This is a genomic window from Streptomyces sp. NPDC059456, assembly GCF_042750055.1.
In the GTDB taxonomy this organism is placed as follows: Bacteria; Actinomycetota; Actinomycetes; order Streptomycetales; family Streptomycetaceae; genus Streptomyces.
Genome location: NZ_JBHYVA010000140.1, coordinates 1 through 15022 on the forward strand (window position 1 = coordinate 1; position 15022 = coordinate 15022).

19 protein-coding genes and 1 pseudogene are annotated in these 15022 nt (G+C 72.6%); 15 read left to right on the forward strand and 5 right to left on the reverse strand.

The window, feature by feature from the left end:
• Positions 1–135: 135 nt before the first annotated feature.
• The 3 genes from ybaK to ACFXA3_RS15055 all read right to left on the reverse strand — a co-directional run bounded on the left by ybaK (position 136) and on the right by ACFXA3_RS15055 (position 3122).
• Complete coding sequence (gene ybaK / locus ACFXA3_RS15045; protein ID WP_385186890.1) at positions 136–633, reverse strand: Cys-tRNA(Pro) deacylase; 498 nt, start codon at positions 631–633, stop codon at positions 136–138.
• Between the two features lie 84 nt (positions 634–717).
• Entirely contained in the window at positions 718–1458 is a 741-nt protein-coding gene (locus ACFXA3_RS15050) for an LON peptidase substrate-binding domain-containing protein (protein ID WP_385186892.1), read from the reverse strand.
• Between the two features lie 62 nt (positions 1459–1520).
• A complete protein-coding gene (locus ACFXA3_RS15055; RefSeq protein ID WP_385186894.1) occupies positions 1521–3122 on the reverse strand; it encodes an oxidoreductase in 1602 nt (533 codons plus the stop codon).
• 135 nt (positions 3123–3257) lie between these two features.
• Here ACFXA3_RS15055 and hisD point away from each other — a divergent pair, with 135 nt between their 5' ends.
• The 8 genes from hisD to hisF are packed head-to-tail and all read left to right on the forward strand — an operon-like array spanning position 3258 to position 8970.
• Positions 3258–4580: a histidinol dehydrogenase gene (hisD, locus tag ACFXA3_RS15060; protein ID WP_385186895.1), complete on the forward strand. Its 1323-nt coding sequence runs from the start codon at positions 3258–3260 to the stop codon at positions 4578–4580.
• On the forward strand, positions 4577–5698 hold the full coding sequence (locus ACFXA3_RS15065; RefSeq protein WP_385186897.1) for a histidinol-phosphate transaminase: 1122 nt from the start codon (positions 4577–4579) through the stop codon (positions 5696–5698). Before hisD ends, ACFXA3_RS15065 begins: the two co-directional genes overlap by 4 nt.
• The gene (gene hisB, locus ACFXA3_RS15070; RefSeq protein WP_125594533.1) at positions 5695–6288 is read left to right on the forward strand and encodes an imidazoleglycerol-phosphate dehydratase HisB; all 594 of its coding nucleotides are present in this window, start codon (positions 5695–5697) and stop codon (positions 6286–6288) included. The genes ACFXA3_RS15065 and hisB overlap by 4 nt, the downstream gene beginning before the upstream one ends.
• A 1-nt stretch (position 6289) precedes the next feature.
• Positions 6290–6457 carry a hypothetical protein gene (locus tag ACFXA3_RS15075; RefSeq protein ID WP_054224500.1) on the forward strand — a complete coding sequence of 56 codons (168 nt, stop codon included), beginning with the start codon at positions 6290–6292 and terminating at the stop codon, positions 6455–6457.
• Positions 6454–7104, forward strand: coding sequence for an imidazole glycerol phosphate synthase subunit HisH (gene hisH, locus ACFXA3_RS15080; protein ID WP_385186899.1), 651 nt, complete (start codon positions 6454–6456; stop codon positions 7102–7104). The genes ACFXA3_RS15075 and hisH overlap by 4 nt, the downstream gene beginning before the upstream one ends.
• Positions 7104–7835 carry a bifunctional 1-(5-phosphoribosyl)-5-((5-phosphoribosylamino)methylideneamino)imidazole-4-carboxamide isomerase/phosphoribosylanthranilate isomerase PriA gene (gene priA, locus ACFXA3_RS15085; RefSeq protein WP_385186901.1) on the forward strand — a complete coding sequence of 244 codons (732 nt, stop codon included), beginning with the start codon at positions 7104–7106 and terminating at the stop codon, positions 7833–7835. The genes hisH and priA overlap by 1 nt, the downstream gene beginning before the upstream one ends.
• On the forward strand, positions 7832–8218 hold the full coding sequence (locus ACFXA3_RS15090) for a RidA family protein (RefSeq protein WP_385186902.1): 387 nt from the start codon (positions 7832–7834) through the stop codon (positions 8216–8218). Before priA ends, ACFXA3_RS15090 begins: the two co-directional genes overlap by 4 nt.
• Positions 8215–8970: an imidazole glycerol phosphate synthase subunit HisF gene (gene hisF / locus ACFXA3_RS15095; protein WP_054224496.1), complete on the forward strand. Its 756-nt coding sequence runs from the start codon at positions 8215–8217 to the stop codon at positions 8968–8970. The genes ACFXA3_RS15090 and hisF overlap by 4 nt, the downstream gene beginning before the upstream one ends.
• Positions 8971–9045: 75 nt before the next feature.
• Here hisF and ACFXA3_RS15100 read toward each other — a convergent pair whose 3' ends face one another.
• Both ACFXA3_RS15100 and ACFXA3_RS15105 read right to left on the reverse strand, forming a co-directional pair.
• Positions 9046–9516: a hypothetical protein gene (locus tag ACFXA3_RS15100; protein WP_385186904.1), complete on the reverse strand. Its 471-nt coding sequence runs from the start codon at positions 9514–9516 to the stop codon at positions 9046–9048.
• 167 nt (positions 9517–9683) lie between these two features.
• Positions 9684–10316: a TIGR03085 family metal-binding protein gene (locus ACFXA3_RS15105; protein WP_385186906.1), complete on the reverse strand. Its 633-nt coding sequence runs from the start codon at positions 10314–10316 to the stop codon at positions 9684–9686.
• Between the two features lie 84 nt (positions 10317–10400).
• On the opposite strand from ACFXA3_RS15105, the gene hisI reads away from it, so the two are divergent.
• From hisI to ACFXA3_RS15140, 7 genes and pseudogenes are all read left to right on the forward strand, one after another.
• Positions 10401–10793 carry a phosphoribosyl-AMP cyclohydrolase gene (gene hisI, locus ACFXA3_RS15110; RefSeq protein ID WP_385186908.1) on the forward strand — a complete coding sequence of 131 codons (393 nt, stop codon included), beginning with the start codon at positions 10401–10403 and terminating at the stop codon, positions 10791–10793.
• Positions 10783–12273, forward strand: coding sequence for an anthranilate synthase component I (locus ACFXA3_RS15115; protein WP_385186909.1), 1491 nt, complete (start codon positions 10783–10785; stop codon positions 12271–12273). The genes hisI and ACFXA3_RS15115 overlap by 11 nt, the downstream gene beginning before the upstream one ends.
• A gap of 22 nt (positions 12274–12295) precedes the next feature.
• Positions 12296–12943 carry a TIGR02234 family membrane protein gene (locus ACFXA3_RS15120; protein ID WP_385186911.1) on the forward strand — a complete coding sequence of 216 codons (648 nt, stop codon included), beginning with the start codon at positions 12296–12298 and terminating at the stop codon, positions 12941–12943.
• 100 nt (positions 12944–13043) lie between these two features.
• Positions 13044–13295 (forward strand): HGxxPAAW family protein, encoded by a 252-nt coding sequence (locus tag ACFXA3_RS15125; RefSeq protein ID WP_385186913.1) that lies wholly within the window; start codon positions 13044–13046, stop codon positions 13293–13295.
• A 71-nt stretch (positions 13296–13366) separates the two neighbouring features.
• Entirely contained in the window at positions 13367–13831 is a 465-nt protein-coding gene (locus ACFXA3_RS15130; RefSeq protein ID WP_385186915.1) for a DUF2752 domain-containing protein, read from the forward strand.
• A 172-nt stretch (positions 13832–14003) separates the two neighbouring features.
• On the forward strand, positions 14004–14813 hold the full coding sequence (gene trpC, locus ACFXA3_RS15135; RefSeq protein WP_030850944.1) for an indole-3-glycerol phosphate synthase TrpC: 810 nt from the start codon (positions 14004–14006) through the stop codon (positions 14811–14813).
• 7 nt (positions 14814–14820) lie between these two features.
• Positions 14821–15022: pseudogene (locus tag ACFXA3_RS15140) on the forward strand (hypothetical protein); the annotation flags it as partial.

The following is a 15022-nucleotide window of genomic DNA, read 5'->3' on the forward strand; positions in this document are numbered from 1 at the left end:
CGCACGACCCGGATCCGTACGCCGAGCCGGCCGCGCAGGGGGCCTACCCCGCGCCCCACGTCCACACGACCCCGCCGGACCCCTCCGCACCGGAGCCCCCGCGGGGCTGACCGCCGGCCGGGCCCCGGGCCGCCGCTACGGGCGGCCGACGGGGGCCAGGACGGCGCCCGTCAGCGTGGTCAGGGTGCCGGGCGCGAGCTCCACCTCCAGGCCCCGGCGGCCCGCCGAGACGCAGATCGTGGCGTGCGCCGCCGCCGACTCGTCCACCACCGTCCGCAGCCGCTTGCGCTGGCCCAGCGGGGAGATGCCGCCCCGTACGTAGCCGGTCGTGCGCTCCGCCAGCACGGGGTCCGCCATCGACGCCCGCTTGCCGGAGACCGCGGTCGCCAGCGCCTTCAGGTCCAGGCTGCCCGACACCGGGACCACCGCCACCGTCAGCACGCCGTCGACCTCCGCGACCAGCGTCTTGAAGACCCGGTCCGGGGAGACCCCCATGGCCTGCGCCGCCTCCTCGCCGTACGAGGGGTGCGCCGGGTCGTGCTCGTACGCGTGCACCGTGAACTCCGCCCCGGCGGAGGTCAGGGCCGCGATCGCCGGGGTGCCCGCCGGAGCCTGGCTCTTCTTCTTCGCCATCGGTCCTTCGCCGTCGGTGTCGTGCGGTCGGTCTCTTGCGGTCGCTCTCGTGCGGTCGGTCGCTTCGCGGCCGGGCCCGTGCCGTCAGTTCGGGCTCGTCGGCGCGCGCGTCAGGTCCACCGCCGGCAGCGACGGGAGGTGGCGGATGACCGCCGTCTCCGAGCGCAGCAGTTTCAGTTCCTCCGCGAGCCGCGTCGCGGTGTCCGGCGCCTGGAGCAGCCGCTGCTTCGCCGGGATGTCCAGCACGGCCGCCGCCGCCACCAGGTACGAGACCACCGACGGCTCGTCCGGCAGGTCCGCGCCCGAGCTCAGGGACCGCTCACGGGCTCCGGCCAGCCGCTTCTGGTAGTTCCGGAAGGCCCGCAGGACACCCTCCGCCAGTGCGCCCGCGCCGTCCCCCGCGTCCTCCGGGAGCTCCTCCAGCTCGGCGACCAGGTACGGGCCCGAGGTGTCCACCGACAGCAGCCGGACCCGGGACGTCCCGGTGGCGAGGACCTCGAAGCTGCCGTCCTCCCGCTCCCGGATCGTCGCCGCGTCCGCGATGCAGCCCACCCGGTGGAACGCCTGGACGGGGTCCGGGCCGAAGCCGGCCGTCGGGCCCCGCTCGGGCAGCGCCGTCTGGTCCGGCAGGCCCGGCGCGGTCGGCGCGACCTCCCGGCCGTCGCGGATCGCGACGACCGCGAAGCGGCGCGGCTCGTCCTCGCCCGTCTTCAGCAGTTCCCGCATCATGGCGCGATATCGCTCCTCGAAGACGTTCAGCGGGAGGACGAGTCCCGGGAACAGCACCGAGTTGAGCGGGAAGAGGGGCAGGCGAACGGAGGTCACGACGGACAGGGTAGTGGCCGGGGGCCAGGGCCTGTCACCTCAGTTGTTCCCGGTCCTCCCGGTCATCCCCTCCGCAGCAGGCGCGAGGCTCCCGCCGCGACCGTCGTCGCGAGGATCCAGCCCAGCAGGACCAGCGCCGCCGAGCCCCACTGCCAGCCGCCCTCCACCTTCCACTGGCCCTCCTGGCCGAGATCGATGACGGGCAGCAGCAGGTCCAGCGCGTAGAGGGCCGCGTTCCACCCCGGATGCTCGTCCGCCTTGATCGGCGGCGGCTCGTGCCGGGAGAAGAGCAGGGCGCCCGCCGCCCACAGCACCGCCATCCACAGGGCGGCCCGGCCCGGACGGTAGCCGTACGCCACCGTCCAGTCCTGGAGGTACCCCCACGCCTTGAGCGCCGCGGGCAGGGTGGCCCGGCGCCGCCGCTGCTTGGCCAGCAGGACCTCGCGGGCGTCCGCGTCCTCGCCGCTGGCGCGCAGTACGGCGGCCAGCCGCTCGTACGGCTCCGGCGAGTACTCGGGGGTGGCCGCCGCCACCCAGGCCAGCCGGCGCGCCAGCGGGAAATGGCCGCGGGGCGCGAGGGTCTCGTAGGCGAACCCCTCGATCGACACGCCTCCCGGGCCCGGCCAGCTGGTGGAGGTGTCGACCAGCTTGACGACCTTGGCCCCGGACAGGACCACCCGGCCCCGCTCCGGCCGTTCGCCGACGAACCGCAGCTCGGGCGTCTGGATCCGGCGCAGCGAGACCACCTGCTCCTCGGCCAGCGTGAACCGGGCGCCGTAGAAGTCGACGGCGTCGCCGAACCGGCCGTCGTCCAGGCGCAGCCCGCCCCGGCACTCGAAGCGCCGGGACCGCTGCCCGCGGGTCGGCGTCTGGCCCAGCCCGTACGGGGGAGTGGAGGAGCCCAGGTCCCCGAGGACGTAGTCCAGTGCGATCGAGGTCAGGTACAGGGTCCGCTCGACGGTCAGCTGCGGGGCGTTCAGCGCCCGCCGCCCGTGCGGGTTGCTCAGGCGGGCCCCGCGCAGGTTCATCGACACGCCGATCTTCGCGCCGCGCAGGCTCACCTCCCCGTCCGTCTCCAGCAGCTCGCCCTGGAAGTCCTGCGCCACCGACATCCCGTCCGCGGCGATGGCCCGGCCCTTGTTGTCGCGCCGCACCACGGCCTGGCTGATCAGCAGGTCGGTGCCGATCTGCGCGTCGGTCAGCCGGATCCCGCGGGCCACCCGGCAGCGCGGCAGGTGCAGATCGCCCTCGGTGTGCAGCCGGGAGGCGTCCAGCCGGGGTATCGCGCAGTTGACCAGGCGCAGGGTGACGAAGCGGGTCTCGGACAGCTGGACCTCACTGTCGAAGCGGCAGGACTGGAGTTCGACGTACGGTTGTACGAGCCCCCCGGACAGGTCGAGGCGTCCCGTGATCCGCACGCCGCGCAGCTTCAGCGAGGCGACGCGCCCCGGCACCGGCGGCGGCCCGTGGAGCAGCAGCAGCGCCACCACCTGGGCCCGGACGCTGCGCCCCCCGCCCCAGACCCGCCCGCTGTCGTGGGGGTCGTCCTCGGCGGCCGCCCGGGCGCTGAGATCGCAGACGCTGCCCGTCCGGTACGCCTGCCACATGCGGCGCTCGGGATCGGTGAGATCCGCGGGCTGCTCTCCGGCACGTGGCTCCGCCATGGCGGCCCCCCTCCGCTCGTCACACGCTGCACATACGTGTAAGGGAACGCTAGTGGGCGGCGGTGACATCCGGGACCTGTATCAGCCAGTGATACGGGCGGACGGTGGCGTGAGGCGGTCTGAGAGAATTGGGAGGTGATCTCTCGTATCGACCTGCGCGGTGACGCCCTCCCCGAGGGTGGCGCCCTGCGCGATCTGCTGCCCCGTGCCGAGTTCGACGTGGAAGCCGCCCTGGACAAGGTGCGGCCCATCTGCGAGGACGTCCATCATCGTGGCACGGCGGCGCTCATCGAGTACGCGCAGAAGTTCGACGGTGTCACGCTGGAGCAGGTCAGGGTGCCCGCCGAGGCGCTCGAGGCCGCCCTCGACGAGCTGGACCCGGCCGTCCGCGCCGCCCTGGAGGAGTCCATCCGGCGCGCCCGGATCGTCCACCGCAACCAGCGCCGCACCGAGCACACCACCCAGGTGGTCCCCGGCGGGACCGTGACGGAGAAGTGGGTCCCGGTCGAGCGCGTGGGCCTGTACGCCCCGGGCGGCCGCTCGGTGTACCCGTCCTCCGTCGTCATGAACGTCGTCCCGGCGCAGGAGGCGGGCGTCGAGTCGATCGCGCTCGCGTCCCCGCCGCAGAAGGAGTTCGGCGGTCTGCCGCACCCGACGATCCTCGCCGCGTGCGCGCTGCTCGGCGTGGACGAGGTGTACGCGGCCGGCGGCGCCGTGGCCGTCGCGATGTTCGCGTACGGCACGGAGGACTGCCTTCCCGTCAACATGGTGACCGGCCCCGGCAACATCTGGGTCGCCGCCGCCAAGCGCTACTTCACCGGGAAGATCGGCATCGACACCGAGGCCGGCCCGACCGAGATCGCGGTCCTCGCGGACTCCACGGCCGACCCGGTGCACGTCGCCGCCGACCTGATCAGCCAGGCCGAGCACGACCCGCTGGCCGCGGCCGTGCTCGTCACGGACTCCGAGGACCTCGCCGCCGCCGTCGAGCGGGAGCTGGAGCCGCAGGTCGCGGCCACCAAGCACGTCGAGGACCGGATCAAGCCGGCGCTCGCGGGCAAGCAGTCCGCGATCGTGCTGGTCGACAGCCTGGAGGACGGCCTCAAGGTCGTCGACGCGTACGGCGCCGAGCACCTGGAGATCCAGACCGCCGACGCCGCCGCCTGGGCCGCCCGCGTGCGCAACGCCGGCGCGGTCTTCGTCGGCCCGTGGGCCCCGGTCTCCCTCGGCGACTACTGCGCCGGGTCGAACCACGTGCTGCCCACCGGCGGCTGCGCCTGCCACTCCTCCGGCCTGTCCGTGCAGTCCTTCCTGCGCGGCATCCACATCGTCGACTACACGCGCGACGCGCTCGCCGAGGTCACCCACCACGTGGTGACCCTGGCCGAGGCCGAGGACCTGCCGGCGCACGGCGCCGCCCTCAAGGCCCGCTTCGGATGGAAGGTGCCCGGCCAGTGACCTCGTACGACCAGGTCGGCATCGACGACCTCCCCATCCGGGACGAACTGCGCGGCAAGACCCCGTACGGCGCCCCCCAGCTCGACGTGCCCGTCCAGCTGAACACCAACGAGAACCCGTACGAGCTCCCCGAGGAGCTGGTGCGGCGCATCGCCGAGCGCGTCTCCGCGGCCGCCCGCACCCTCAACCGCTACCCCGACCGGGACGCGGTCGAGCTGCGCACCCAGCTGGCCGCCTACCTCACCCGCACCGCGAAGCACCCGGTGGCCCTGGAGAACGTCTGGGCCGCCAACGGCTCCAACGAGGTCATCCAGCAGCTGCTGCAGACCTTCGGCGGGCCCGGGCGCACGGCCATCGGCTTCGAGCCCTCGTACTCCATGCACGCGCTGATCTCGCGAGGCACCGGCACGGGCTGGATCTCCGGACCGCGCCGCGAGGACTTCACGATCGACGTGGAGGCGGCCGAGCAGGCCATCGCCGAGAACGCACCCGACGTCGTCTTCATCACCTCGCCCAACAATCCCACGGGCACCGCGGTCGAGGCGGAGACCGTCCTCGCCCTCTACGAGGCCGCGCAGGCGGCCAAGCCCTCCCTGGTCGTCGTGGACGAGGCGTACGTCGAGTTCAGCCACCGGGACTCGCTGCTGCCCCTCATCGAGGGCCGGCCGAACCTGGTGGTCTCCCGGACCATGTCCAAGGCCTTCGGCGCCGCCGGACTGCGCCTGGGCTACCTGGCCGCACACCCGGCCGTGGTCGACGCCGTCCAGCTCGTACGCCTGCCGTACCACCTGTCGGCCGTCACCCAGGCGACCGCGCTGGCCGCCCTGGAGCACACCGACACGCTGCTCGGCTACGTCGAACAGCTCAAGGCCGAGCGGGACCGCCTCGTCATCGAGCTGCGGGCCATCGGCTACGAGGTCACCGAGTCCGACGCGAACTTCATCCAGTTCGGGAAGTTCGAGGACTCCCACACCGCCTGGCGGAAGATCCTCGACCAGGGTGTCCTGGTCAGGGACAACGGCGTACCGGGCTGGCTGCGGGTCACCGCCGGCACCCCGGCCGAGAACGACGCGTTCCTGGAAGCGGTTCGCGCACTGAAGAAGGAGCAGCACGCATGAGCCGCATCGGACGGGTCGAACGGACCACGAAGGAGACCTCGGTCCTGGTCGAGATAGACCTCGACGGCACCGGCAAGGTCGACGTCTCGACGGGCGTGGGCTTCTACGACCACATGCTCGACCAGCTCGGCCGCCACGGCCTCTTCGACCTCACGGTCAAGACGGACGGCGACCTGCACATCGACAGCCACCACACCATCGAGGACACCGCCCTCGCGCTCGGCGCCGCCTTCCGCCAGGCCCTCGGCGACAAGGTCGGCATCTACCGCTTCGGCAACTGCACCGTGCCGCTGGACGAGTCCCTCGCCCAGGTGACCGTCGACCTGTCCGGCCGCCCGTACCTCGTGCACACCGAGCCCGAGAACATGGCGCCGATGATCGGCGAGTACGACACGACGATGACCCGGCACATCTTCGAGTCCTTCGTCGCGCAGGCGCAGATCGCCCTGCACATCCACGTCCCGTACGGCCGCAACGCCCACCACATCGTGGAGTGCCAGTTCAAGGCCCTGGCCCGGGCGCTGCGCTACGCCGCCGAGTTCGACCCGCGCGCGGCCGGCATCCTGCCCTCCACGAAGGGCGCCCTCTAGCGTGAACGGCCTGAACACCATCCTGATCGTCTTCGGCCTGTTCCTGGCCGGAGGCGTCTACTCCTTCCAGAAGCAGAAGATGCCGAAATCGGTCGTCATCCTGCTCGCCCTCGGCTCCGCGATGTGTCTGGCCGCCGGAGTCCTGCGAATCCAGGGAATTTGGGAATGAGCGCAGTCCGCCCCACCAAGACGGTCGTGGTCTTCGACTACGGCTTCGGAAACGTACGCTCCGCCGAGCGCGCCCTCGCGCGCGTCGGCGCGGACGTCGAGATCACCCGCGACTACGACAAGGCGATGGACGCCGACGGACTCCTCGTCCCCGGCGTCGGTGCCTTCTCCGCCTGCATGCAGGGCCTCAAGGACGTCCGCGGCGACTGGATCATCGGCCGCAGGCTCTCCGGCGGCCGCCCCGTCATGGGCATCTGCGTCGGCATGCAGATCCTCTTCGAGCGCGGCATCGAGCACGGCGTGGAGACGGAGGGCCTCGACGAGTGGCCCGGCACCGTCGAGCCGCTGCGCGCCCCGATCGTGCCCCACATGGGCTGGAACACCGTCGACGCCCCGGCCGACAGCCAGGCCTTCAAGGGCCTGGACGACGACGCCCGCTTCTACTTCGTGCACTCGTACGCGGTGCGGAACTGGAGCCTGGAGGTCACCAACCCGGTGATCCGCGCCCCCAAGGTCACCTGGGCCACCCACGGCGAGCCCTTCGTCGCGGCGGTCGAGAACGGCGCCCTGTGGGCCACCCAGTTCCACCCCGAGAAGTCCGGCGACGCCGGAGCCCAGCTCCTCACCAACTGGATCGAGACCCTCTGATGCCCGTCAACAAGCTGGAACTCCTCCCCGCGGTCGACGTCCGCGACGGGCAGGCCGTCCGCCTCGTGCACGGGGTGTCCGGGAGCGAGACCTCCTACGGTTCCCCGCTGGAGGCGGCCCTCGCCTGGCAGCGCGCCGGAGCCGAGTGGCTGCACCTCGTCGACCTCGACGCCGCCTTCGGCACGGGCGACAACCGCGCCCTGGTCGCCGAGATCACCGGCGCCATGGACATCAAGGTCGAGCTCTCCGGCGGCATCCGCGACGACGCCACGCTCGCCGCGGCCCTCGCCACCGGCTGCACCCGCGTCAACCTGGGCACCGCCGCCCTGGAGACCCCGGAGTGGGCCGCCAAGGCCATCGCCGAGCACGGCGACAAGATCGCCATCGGCCTCGACGTCCGCGGCACCACCCTCAAGGGCCGCGGCTGGACCAGCGAGGGCGGGGACCTCTACGAGACCCTCGCGCGCCTGGACTCCGAGGGCTGCGCCCGCTACGTCGTCACCGACATCGGCAAGGACGGCACGCTGACCGGCCCCAACCTGGAGCTGCTGAAGAACGTCTGCGCCGCCACGGACCGGCCGGTCGTGGCCTCCGGCGGCGTCTCCTCGCTGGACGACCTGCGGGCGCTGTCCGCCCTGGTGCCGCTGGGCGTCGAGGGCGCGATCGTCGGAAAGGCCCTGTACGCCGAGGCGTTCACCCTGGAAGAGGCACTGAAGGCGGTCTCCGCATGAGCTCCGACGCAGTGCGCCGCATCTCCTCCGGCGGTGCGTTCGAGGACGTCATCGGCTACTCCCGCGCCGTGCAGCTCGACAACGGCCTCGTGCTGGTCTCCGGCTGCACCGCCGCCGGTGTCGACGGCCCGTACGACCAGACCGTCACCGCCTTCGGGGTGGCCTTCAAGGCGCTGGAGCAGGCCGGTCTCGGACCCGAGCACGTGGTCCGCACCCGGATGTACCTCACGCACGCCCGGGACGTCGAGGAGGTGGGCCGCGCCCACAAGGAGCTCTTCGACGCCGTCCGCCCCGCCGCGTCCATGATCATCGTCTCCGGCTTCGTCGACCCCAGCATGGTCGTCGAGGTGGAGGTCGAGGCTTACCGGGGAGCGTCGCGATGACCCTGGCCGTACGTGTGATCCCCTGCCTGGACGTGGACAACGGCCGGGTCGTCAAGGGCGTCAACTTCCAGAACCTGCGGGACGCGGGCGACCCGGTGGAGATGGCCAAGCTGTACGACGCCGAGGGCGCCGACGAGCTGACCTTCCTCGACATCACGGCGTCGTCCGGCAACCGCGAGACCACGTACGACGTGGTGCGGCGGACCGCCGAGCAGGTCTTCATCCCGCTGACCGTGGGCGGCGGCGTCCGCTCCGCCGACGACGTGGACAAGCTGCTGCGGGCCGGCGCGGACAAGGTCGGCGTGAACACCGCCGCCATCGCGCGGCCCGAGCTGATCCGGGAGATCGCGGAGCGCTTCGGCCGGCAGGTCCTCGTCCTGTCCGTCGACGCCCGTCGGACGGCCGACGGTTCCTTCGAGGTCACCACGCACGGCGGCCGCCGGGGCACCGGCATGGACGCCGTCGAGTGGGCGCACCGGGCGGCCGACCTCGGCGCCGGGGAGATCCTGCTGAACTCGATGGACGCGGACGGCACCAAGGACGGCTACGACACCGAGATGATCGCGGCCGTGCGGGGGCACGTCACGGTCCCGGTGATCGCCTCGGGCGGGGCCGGCCGGCTGGAGCACTTCCCGCCGGCGATCGCGGCCGGCGCCGACGCGGTGCTGGCGGCGTCCGTGTTCCACTTCGGCGACCTGCGGATCGGCCAGGTCAAGGACACCCTCCGCGGGGCGGGCCACCCGGTCCGCTGACCGCGGCCGGGCCGCACCGGCCGGGGTGACGCGAGGGGATCGCCCTCGGGTCCCCCGGCCGGGCGGCGGGCATTCCTACAGGAAGTCGCCGAAGGAGTCGGAGAGGTCCTCCTGCTCCGGACGGTCCTGGCGGTCCTGCCGGTCCGGCTGCTGCTGCTCGGGCCGCTGCTGCTGGTCCGCCTGCTGCTCCTGCTGCTGCTCCTGCTTGGGGGCCTGACGGAAGACCACCGCGGCGGCGTGGAAGTCGCCGGCCTTGTCTCCGGGCTGGAGGATGGCGACCGGCTCGCCGCCACACTCCGCGTCCTCGAACAGCAGGGCCTCCGAGTCGGTCCTGTTCACCGCTTCGACGACGGTCGACGCGGCGGACGGCAGCGCGAGGCACGTGTCCGCGCCGGCGTCCTTGAGCTGGGCGTTCTTCTCGGTGTTGTTCTGGTCCATGTAGACGTAGTCGAGGACCTTGCCCTCGTCGGCGAACGCCTGGGCTCCGGCGGGGAGGACCAGCGCGAGGGCTCCGGCGAGCGCGGCGGCAGTGGTGCGAAGACGCATGGGGGTTCTTGTTCCTTCCACGATGATGACACCGAACCGGTCGGCATCCGTGACGGAGCGTAGGGAGGTGACGGCATGCGGAAACCTTTCCCCCAGGGTGCCGTGCCCGTTTTCACCAGCCCGGCCGTACCGGGGGCTCCGTGGCGCCCGCCCGGAGCCCCCTCGGCTCAGATGCCGAGCTTGGCCACCGTGAGCTTCGCGACGGCCTCCTTCGGGCCGTCCAGTTCCACCGCCGCGGCGTCCTGGCGGCCGAAGCAGAACAGCGTCAGCTCCCCCGGCTCGCCCGTGACCGTCACCACCGGGGTGCCCTTGTGCGCGACCGCCGTCTGCCCGTTCGGGCGGCGCAGCACCAGGCCCACCGGCGAGCGGCGGCCCGTCAGCCGGGCCAGCTTCTCCAGCCGGGACCACAGGGCGTCGGAGAACACCGGGTCCAGCGGGCGCGGCGACCAGTCCGGCTGGGCGCGCCGCACGTCCTCGGCGTGGACGTAGAACTCCACCGCGTTCGCCGCCTCGTCGATCTGCTTCAGCGCGTACGGGGACATCTTCGGCGGGCCGGTCCGGATCAGCTGGATCAGTTCCTCGTACGGCTTGGCCGCGTACTCGGCCATCACCTTGTCCAGCCGGTCCTTCAGGACGTTCAGCAGCAGGCCGCCCGCCGCGTCCGGGCGACGCTCCCGGACCACCACGTGCGCCGCCAGTTCCCGGGCCCGCCAGCCGTCGCACAGCGTCGGCGCCTCCGGCCCCGCCGCCTCCAACAGGTCCGCCAGCAGCAGGCGTTCACGCTTCGCATGGGTAGACATGGGGGCCAGCCTACGACCGGAACCCGCCCCGTGCCCGCCCATCAGGCGGACGGTGATCCATCGGGCCCGCCCGGGCGCGGCACAATGGCCCCCATGAGTACGTCCTCCCTCGATCCCGCCATCGCCGCCCGGCTCAAGCGGTCCGCCGACGGCCTGGTCCCGGCCATCGCCCAGCAGTACGACACCGGTGAGGTGCTCATGCTCGGCTGGATGGACGACGAAGCCCTGCACCGCACCCTGACCACCGGCCGCTGCACCTACTGGTCCCGCAGCCGCCGGGAGTACTGGGTGAAGGGGGACACGTCCGGCCACTTCCAGCACGTGAAGTCCGTCGCCCTCGACTGCGACGCCGACACCCTCCTCGTCAAGGTCGACCAGGTCGGTGCCGCCTGCCACACGGGCGCCCGTACGTGCTTCGACGCCGATGTCCTTCCGCTGGCCGAACAGGCAGTTAGGGTCCCACCCCATGGATCTTGAGACGTTCCGCAAGCTCGCGGCGGACCGCCGCGTCATCCCCGTGAGCCGCAAGCTCCTGGCCGACGGAGACACCCCCGTCGGCCTCTACCGGAAGCTGGCCGCCGAACGCCCGGGCACCTTCCTGCTGGAGTCCGCCGAGAACGGCCGCTCGTGGTCCCGGTACTCCTTCGTCGGTGTCCGCAGCGCCTCCACGCTGACCGTCCGCGACGGCCAGGCGCACTGGATCGGGACACCGCCCGTGGGCGTCCCCACCGACGGCGACCCCCTCGACGCCCTGCGCGCCACAGTCGAGGCCCTGCACACTCCCCGCGACCTCGCCGCGGGGATGCCGCCCTTCACCGGCGGCATGGTCGGCTACCTCGGCTACGACATCGTGCGCCGCCTGGAGCGGATCGGCGAGCACACCGCCGACGACCTGGAGCTGCCCGAGCTGACCATGCTGCTCACCTCCGACCTGGCGGTCATGGACCACTGGGACGGCACGGTCCAGCTCATCGCCAACGCCATCAACCACAACGACCTCGACACCGGAGTGGACGAGGCGTACGCGGACGCGGTGGCCCGGCTCGACGCGATGGAGGCCGACCTGGCGCGGCCCGCCCCGTACACCCCGACCCCGCTGCCCGCCTCCGAGCTGCCGGAGTTCTCGGCCCTGTGGGGCGGGGAGAAGTACCAGGACGCCGTCGAGGACATCAAGGAGAGGATCCGGGCCGGCGAGGCCTTCCAGGTGGTGCCCTCGCAGCGGTTCGAGACCCCCTGCGCGGCCTCCGCGCTCGACGTCTACCGGGTGCTGCGGGCCACCAACCCGTCCCCGTACATGTACCTGTTCCGCTTCGAGAACGGCTTCGACGTCGTCGGGTCCAGCCCCGAGGCCCTGGTCAAGGTCGAGGACGGGCGGGCCATGGTCCACCCGATCGCCGGCACCCGCCACCGCGGGGCCACCCCGCAGGAGGACCACGAGCTCGCCGAGGAGCTGCTGGCCGACCCCAAGGAGCGCGCCGAGCACCTGATGCTCGTCGACCTGGGCCGCAACGACCTGGGCCGGGTCTGCGAGCCCGGGTCGGTGGAGGTCGTCGACTTCATGTCGATCGAGCGGTACTCGCACGTCATGCACATCGTCTCGACCGTCACCGGCCGGGTCGCCGAGGGCCGCACCGCGTTCGACGTGCTGACCGCCTGCTTCCCGGCGGGCACGCTCTCGGGTGCGCCCAAGCCGCGCGCCATGCAGATCATCGAGGAGCTCGAACCCTCCCGCCGGGGCCTGTACGGCGGCTGCGTGGGCTACCTCGACTTCGCCGGGGACTCCGACACCGCGATCGCGATCCGCACCGCGCTGCTGCGCGACGGCACGGCGTACGTCCAGGCCGGCGCGGGAGTCGTCGCGGATTCGGTGCCGGAGCTGGAGGACCTGGAGTGCCGCAACAAGGCGGCCGCCGTGCTGCGCGCGGTGGGAGCGGCCAACCGGCTGAACGCCTCCTGACCGGGTAGGGGATAGTGGGGGTGTGAGTGCCGTACCCCCACCCCGAAACGACACCGACGCCCCGGCCGCAGCGGCCGCCCCGGAAGGCCGCGGCGGCCGCCGCAGCGTGGCCGCCGCCCTGCTGCTCGGCGCCCTCGGTGCCACCGTCGTCCTGCTCGCCTCCGGCCGTGTCTGGGCCCGCGGGACCGCCGCCGTCGGGGGCGGCTCGCTGCCGCTGACCGCGGACGGGCGGGCCGTCACCGGACTCCCGGCGGCCCTGGCCATCGTCGGCCTCGCGGCCCTGGTGGCCGTGTTCGCCGTACGCGGCAGGAGCCGGCTGCTGGTCTCCGGGCTGCTCGCGTTGAGCGGCCTGGGCGCGGCGCTCTCCGCGGTGCTGGCCGCCGACGACCGGCAGGCGCTGGACGCGCAGGCGGCCCGTACGACGGCGGACACCGCGGCCCGGGTGGGGGCGCTGACGCACACGGCCTGGCCGTACGTCACGGCCGCCGGCGCGGCCCTGATCCTGGTCGCCGGACTGCTGGCGCTGCGGTTCGGGCGCAGCTGGCCCGCGATGGGCGGGCGCTACGAGCGGGACGGCAGTCCCAGGCCCCGCAAGGCGGCCGTGGTGGACCCCGACCGGCCCGAGGACCTGTGGAAGGCCCTGGACCGCGGCGAGGACCCGACCCGCTGACCGGGCACCGCGCCCGGTGCGGGACAATGGGCCGCGGGCAGTCGACACAGACCGCGATTTTCATAGACAGCGCTGCGACAGAGCAAACGAGGAGCAACTCATGGCGGGCACGAACCACGGACACACCCCGGCCGCCTGGACCGGTGTCATCATCGCCTTCATCGGTTTCTGCATCTCCGGCGCCTTCATGGTGCTCGCGAACCCGCTCGGTTTCTGGGCCGGTCTCGTCGTCGTCGTGCTCGGCGGTGTCGTGGGCATGGCGATGAAGGCCGCGGGCATGGGTGCGCCGAAGGGCGCCCACGAGGACCTGGCCGTCGTCATCGCCGCCAACAAGGCCGCCGCCAAGGTCTGAGGAACCGCCGAGGTCCTTCCACCGGTGCACACCTTCGAAAGGCGCGGCCCCGCCGGGCTGCGCCTTTTGTCATGAGCGGAGAGAATCAGCGCGTGGACGCCTCTCGCAGCCCCTACGCCGTGCCCGCGCTGCCCCAGGGCCGCGCCCGGCGGCTGGCCCCGCCGGCGCTCACGCTGGCCTCCGCAGCCCTGGCGTTTGCGTACGTGGGCGCCGTGGATCCCAATGAACCGGGCCACTATCCGGTCTGCCCGCTTTTCCGCGTCACCGGAATCCTGTGCCCCGGATGCGGCGGGCTGCGCAGTGCGCACGCGTTCGCCCATGGCGATCTGATCACCGCTTTGGGGGCAAATGCCCTGGCCGTCGTCGGCTACTTCGTCTTCGCCGGTTTCATGATCCTGTGGCTGGTTCGCGCCTGGCGCGGCGGGCCGGCCCCGCGCTTTGTCCTGCGCCGCCCGTACTGGTGGGCCATCGGGGTGCTGGCGCTGGTCTTCGTCGTTGTCCGAAACCTGCCCATCGGATCGGCGCTGGCCCCATAACGCCTGCACAGGGCCTATATGAATCCTGGATTCCGAATGTCCAGTCAATGGGACGGCGTCAACCGCGTGCGGAGGGCAAGGCCTCCTGCGGATACCATTTGATTGCTGACCTTGCAGTTGTACGTGTCTGCAAGGCGGCCGACCGTCATCAACCCGGAAGGGGGCCGCTCGCGTGAGTGTGCTCGACGAGATCATCGAAGGGGTCCGCGAAGACCTTGCCGAACGGCAGGCCCGCGTGAGCCTCGACGAGCTCAAGGAGCGTGCCGCCAAGGCGCCCCAGGCCAAGGACGGCGTCGCGGCCCTGCGCGGCGACGGCGTCAAGGTGATCTGCGAGGTCAAGCGCTCCAGCCCCTCCAAGGGCGCGCTGGCCGCGATCGCGGATCCGGCCGGACTCGCCGCGGACTACGAGGCCGGCGGTGCGGCGGTCATCTCCGTCCTCACCGAACAGCGTCGTTTCGGCGGCTCGCTGGCCGACCTGGAGGCCGTCCGCGCCCGCGTGGACATCCCGATCCTGCGCAAGGACTTCATCGTCACCGCGTACCAGCTGTGGGAGGCCCGCGCCTACGGCGCCGACCTCGCCCTGCTGATCGTCGCGGCCCTGGAGCAGGAGGCCCTCGTCTCCCTCATCGAGCGGGCCGAGTCCATCGGCCTCACCCCGCTCGTCGAGGTCCACGACGAGGAAGAGGTCGAACGCGCGGTCGCGGCGGGCGCCAAGATCATCGGCGTGAACGCCCGCAACCTCAAGGACCTCAAGGTCGACCGCTCCACCTTCGAGCGCGTCGTCGGCGAGATCCCGGCCCACATCGTCAAGGTCGCCGAATCCGGCATCCGCGGGCCGCACGACCTGATCGCCTACGCCAACGAGGGCGCCGACGCCGTCCTCGTCGGGGAATCCCTGGTCACCGGACGCGACCCGAAGGCGGCCGTGGCCGACCTCGTCGCCGCCGGCGCCCACCCCGCCCTGCGCCACGGCCGGAGCTGACCGACCCGTGACCACCGACCGCCCCTCCGTCCGCACCCGGCCCGGCTTCGGCCCCGCCGCCGTGCCGACGGCGCACGCGCCCCTGGCGCGCGGCGGCCCCCCCCCCCCGCGCGCCCGGGCCGCCCCCGCCCCGGGGGGCGCGGGCGACGCCGAGGGAGCCGGGAGCGTGGGTGAGGGCCAGGAGCACCTTGGCGAGGGGAGTGTTGGCG

Coding starts and splice junctions, on each gene's coding strand:
- ACFXA3_RS15115 (WP_385186909.1), top strand. CDS start 10,783: ATGGATCTTGAGACGTTCCGCAAGCTCGCGGCGGACCGCCGCGTCATC.
- hisB (WP_125594533.1), top strand. CDS start 5,695: ATGAGCCGCATCGGACGGGTCGAACGGACCACGAAGGAGACCTCGGTC.
- ACFXA3_RS15090 (WP_385186902.1), top strand. CDS start 7,832: ATGAGCTCCGACGCAGTGCGCCGCATCTCCTCCGGCGGTGCGTTCGAG.
- ACFXA3_RS15130 (WP_385186915.1), top strand. CDS start 13,367: ATGAGCGGAGAGAATCAGCGCGTGGACGCCTCTCGCAGCCCCTACGCC.
- ACFXA3_RS15125 (WP_385186913.1), top strand. CDS start 13,044: ATGGCGGGCACGAACCACGGACACACCCCGGCCGCCTGGACCGGTGTC.
- hisH (WP_385186899.1), top strand. CDS start 6,454: ATGAGCGCAGTCCGCCCCACCAAGACGGTCGTGGTCTTCGACTACGGC.
- ybaK (WP_385186890.1), bottom strand. CDS start 633: ATGGCGAAGAAGAAGAGCCAGGCTCCGGCGGGCACCCCGGCGATCGCG.
- ACFXA3_RS15100 (WP_385186904.1), bottom strand. CDS start 9,516: ATGCGTCTTCGCACCACTGCCGCCGCGCTCGCCGGAGCCCTCGCGCTG.
- priA (WP_385186901.1), top strand. CDS start 7,104: ATGCCCGTCAACAAGCTGGAACTCCTCCCCGCGGTCGACGTCCGCGAC.
- hisI (WP_385186908.1), top strand. CDS start 10,401: ATGGCCCCCATGAGTACGTCCTCCCTCGATCCCGCCATCGCCGCCCGG.
- hisF (WP_054224496.1), top strand. CDS start 8,215: ATGACCCTGGCCGTACGTGTGATCCCCTGCCTGGACGTGGACAACGGC.
- ACFXA3_RS15055 (WP_385186894.1), bottom strand. CDS start 3,122: ATGGCGGAGCCACGTGCCGGAGAGCAGCCCGCGGATCTCACCGATCCC.
- ACFXA3_RS15105 (WP_385186906.1), bottom strand. CDS start 10,316: ATGTCTACCCATGCGAAGCGTGAACGCCTGCTGCTGGCGGACCTGTTG.